The organism is Streptomyces malaysiensis subsp. samsunensis, from assembly GCF_024519315.1.
Classification (GTDB): Bacteria; Actinomycetota; Actinomycetes; order Streptomycetales; family Streptomycetaceae; genus Streptomyces; species Streptomyces malaysiensis.
This window is the reverse complement of record NZ_JANIIC010000170.1, coordinates 1-3,553: the sequence shown is the minus strand read 5'-3', so window position 1 is coordinate 3,553 and position 3,553 is coordinate 1. Positions and strand designations below refer to the sequence as shown.

Here is a 3,553-nt window from a genome sequence, read left to right as displayed (position 1 = left end):
AAGGCCGATGAAGATCTTGGTGAGGGGCTGTCCGGCCGGAGGCCGGATGGCCCCTCTTCGTTATGTGGTGGCTGGGGCGAGGTGCCAGGCGCCGTCGATGCGGGTGAGTCCGAGGTTGATCAGTCGGCGGAGGTTGAGGGCGGCGGCTCGGGTGTGGAGCCAGGTGTCGTTCTTGAGGGTGCCGCGGTAGCGGAGTCGACGGTTGCCGTGGTGGACGAGCCATGCGACGGCGCGTTCGACCGGTGGTCTCCAGCGGCGGTAGTCGGCCTGCCAGTCAGGATCGGTGGCGGCCTGGTGGCGGGCGGCCGCTTGGAGGTCGTGGTGCGGGCGGATGGTCAGGATGCGTCCGGCCTTGGCCTTGGTGCACTGCTCGCGCAGGGGGCATCCGGTGCATAAGTTCCCGAAGGAGGCTTTGCGTTGATGGTGCTGCCCGCCGGGGCCGGACAGGCCCACGGCGTGTCCGGCCGGGCAGGTCACGATGGCGGTGGTGGTGTCGATGGCGAAGTCGTCGAGGGTGAAGCCGCCGGGGACGGCGGGCCGCAGCGGGGCGGGTTTGAGGAACAGCCGGTGCCCGGCCCGGTCCAGGGCCTGGCGGGCGTCGCCGGTGGAGTAGGCGGTGTCACCGAAGGCGTCCACCGGGGTGTCCTCGTCGGCGAGCAGCTCAAGACCCACGGCAGCCTCATGGTGCTCGGGCCCGGAGCCGGGCCGCAGGGCGACGGCGGTGTATAAACCGGTCTCGGGCTCGATGGCCAGGTGGGCCTTGAAACCGTCCTGCTGGTGGCTGCGGGTCTTGTGGATGTGCCGGGCTTCCGGATCGATGGTGGAGACCATCCGGCCGGGGGCGGTGCCCCGGGTGATGCGCCAGCGTCCGTCGCGGCCGTCGGAGTCCTCGGCGGGCTCGACGTCCTGACCGGCGACCAGGGCCAGGATGCCCACCGCGTTGGCGGCCTTCTCGCCGAGTTGCTGTCCGGGCAGGTGGCCCAGCAGCCGCAGCGCATCCGTGACGAGTGCGTCGACCAGCTCGGCGCGGGCCTGCTCGTCGTTCCAGGCGATCTTCGGTTTGCCCGGGTCGGTGTAGTCGTGGGCGGTGCACTGGGCAGCGGCGGCCGTGTCGGCGCCGGGGACTTCGCGGATCACCGCGCGGACGGCAGCGATGATCTGGGTGACGGTGTCCTGGGTGGCGACCGCGTCGTCCAGCACAGTGGAGTCCAGCGCCCGGCGGTGCTTGCCCTTGAGGACACCGGTGGCCTTCACGACCTCGCGTACGGTCTCGAAGATGCGGTTCGGGCGGGTGGAACGGGCCAGCCGGCGGCGGAAGTAGGCCAGCAGCGATGGATCGAACGCCATGTCGTTGAGGCCCAGGCCGCATGCGGCCTTCCACCGCAGGTCGCACCGCAATTCCTGGACTGTCTCGAAGTCCGACAGCCCGTGCAGGGCCTGTAGCGCGATCGCGGCGGCCAGGATCTGCGGCGGCATGCTCGGCCGTCCATTCGCCGACGGATACATGTCCACGAACATCTCAGCCGGGAACAGCTCGCCACGATGCTCGGCCAGGAACGCGAACACACTCCCGGCCGGAATCAGGTCCCGGCAGGTCTCCCACACATCCGGCCCGACCATCTCGCCGACCCACTCACCCATCGCCACAAGACAAGTCTGGCCCTGCCGCTGACACGGCAGGGCCAGAACCCAAGATCTTCACGAGCCTTCTAGGCCCGATGAGCATCGACGGCCGGGCAGGCGCGGGCATCCCGGGCCGGGAGCGCGGGCAAGGACACCCGGCACCGGTCGGGTGGCCCGCGACGATCCACCCACCGGTGCCTAGCCCCGGTGAGCATCGGCGGCCGGGCGGACGCGGGCATCCCCGGCCGGGGACGCGGGCAACGACGCCCCGGCACCGGACGGGTGGCCCGCGACGATCCACCCACCGGTGCTAGCCCCGATGAGCATCAGCGGCCACGCAAGCGCGAGCATCCCCGGCCAGGGACACGGGCGAGGACACCCCGACACCGGACAAGCAGCCCGCGACGATCCACCCACCGGTGCCTAGGCCCGGTGAGCGTCAGCGGCCGCGCGGGTGAGGGCCTTGGGGGCGGAGAGTGGGCAGCGGTCGTAGCGCAGCGCGAGCAGCGCGACATCGTCGGAGAGCCGGCCGCCGGTGTGGCGCAGCAGCGCCGCGCGTACCCCCGCCACGACCGCCGCCGGAACGAGCGGTCCGGGGCCCGCGGCCTCGGACAGGGCGCGGCGCAGCGGGAAGAACGTGCCGTGGGCGTCACGCGCGTCCTCGGCGCCGTCGGTGTGCAGCACCAGGGTGTCGCCGGCGCCGAGGGAGTTCCAGCGGGCGATCGGGAGCTCGGCGGGGAGCGGGAAGAGGCCGAGCGGCGGCAGCACCTCGCCGGGCGCGGCCTGCCGGGCCATGGCCGGGCCCACCGGCTGTTCGTAGAGGCGGTACGGCCAGGGGTGGCCGCAGTTGAGCGCGGTGACCTCGCCGTCCGGGCCCACCTCCAGCAGCAGAACGGTCACGAACTCCTCGTCCACACGGCGCTCCAGCGGGCACTCCTCGCTCGCGCGGGCCCGCAGATGGCGCTCCAAGGCGCGGTCGAGCCGGCGCAGCACACCGGCGAGCCGGGGCTCCTCATGGGCGGCCTCGCGGAAGCAGCCGAGGACGGCGGCCACGGTGCCGATCGCGGCGAGGCCGTGCCCACGCACATCGCCCATGATGACGCGGACGCCGTACGGGGTGGCCAGCGCCTCGTAGAGATCGCCGCCGACGGCCGCGCCCCGGCTGGCCGACAGATGCCCGCCCGCCAGCTCGATGCCCTCCAGCCGGGCCGGGAGCGGCCGCAGCACCACGTCCTGCGCCGCGGCGGCCACCGCCCGGAGCTGCTCCAGCTCACGGACCAGCCGCACCTTACGGCCCGCCATGAGATAGCCGCCGACGGCCACACCGACGATGGCGCAGCAGCTGGCCAGCGGGGCGTACGGCTCCTTCGGATCGCCGTCGGGCTCCAGCTCGGTCGGAGGGGCGAGGGCGAACAGCAGGCTGGCACCGCCGAGCAGCAGAATGCACCGGCGACGGCCGCTGCTCGCACAGGCGATGGCGGGTGCCGCGGCGATGAGGGGGACGAGCTCGGTGTGATGCGGGGCCAGCAGCTCCCAGCCGATGACGCCGAGCATCCACAGGCAGGGGACCACACGAGTGGCCGACCGCAGACTCCGTGCCCTCCGTACGAACGCGCCGCCGACTGCCGATGTCCCGATCATGTATCGCCCCCAACGCCGGCCAATGAGGCGGTCGGCCGGGCTCCTGGACGGTCGATCCCGCGCGGGCCGTACGACCGGCACGATTCTCGCGACAGCCCCTGCCAATTGGACCGCCCGCCTCCGGATCTCACCTGATCGTGTGACCGCACCCCGGCCGACCACCCGAACACGCCACCGCGACGCGGACGCATGTCGGCTGTTTGCCGTTGACCGGGGGCGGGGCTTGGGGTGCTACGGCGGGGGGGGCCCAACCCCCCCCCCCCCCCCCCCCCGGCCCCGGCCCCCCCCC

General features: G+C 73.0%; 2 protein-coding genes. Both read right to left on the bottom strand.

Annotation, left to right across the window (positions count from 1 at the left end; translation table 11 throughout):
* Positions 1-60: 60 nt before the first annotated feature.
* Positions 61-1,641, bottom strand: a complete 1,581-nt coding sequence (locus NQU54_RS48185) for an IS1182 family transposase (protein WP_257636592.1) — start codon at positions 1,639-1,641, stop codon at positions 61-63.
* Positions 1,642-2,046: 405 nt separating this feature from the next.
* Positions 2,047-3,177: a PP2C family protein-serine/threonine phosphatase gene (locus NQU54_RS48180; RefSeq protein WP_257636591.1), complete on the bottom strand. Its 1,131-nt coding sequence runs from the start codon at positions 3,175-3,177 to the stop codon at positions 2,047-2,049.
* Between the last annotated feature and the right edge of the window lie 376 nt (positions 3,178-3,553).

Coding starts and splice junctions, on each gene's coding strand:
- NQU54_RS48185 (WP_257636592.1), bottom strand. CDS start 1,641: ATGGGTGAGTGGGTCGGCGAGATGGTCGGGCCGGATGTGTGGGAGACC.
- NQU54_RS48180 (WP_257636591.1), bottom strand. CDS start 3,177: ATGCTCGGCGTCATCGGCTGGGAGCTGCTGGCCCCGCATCACACCGAG.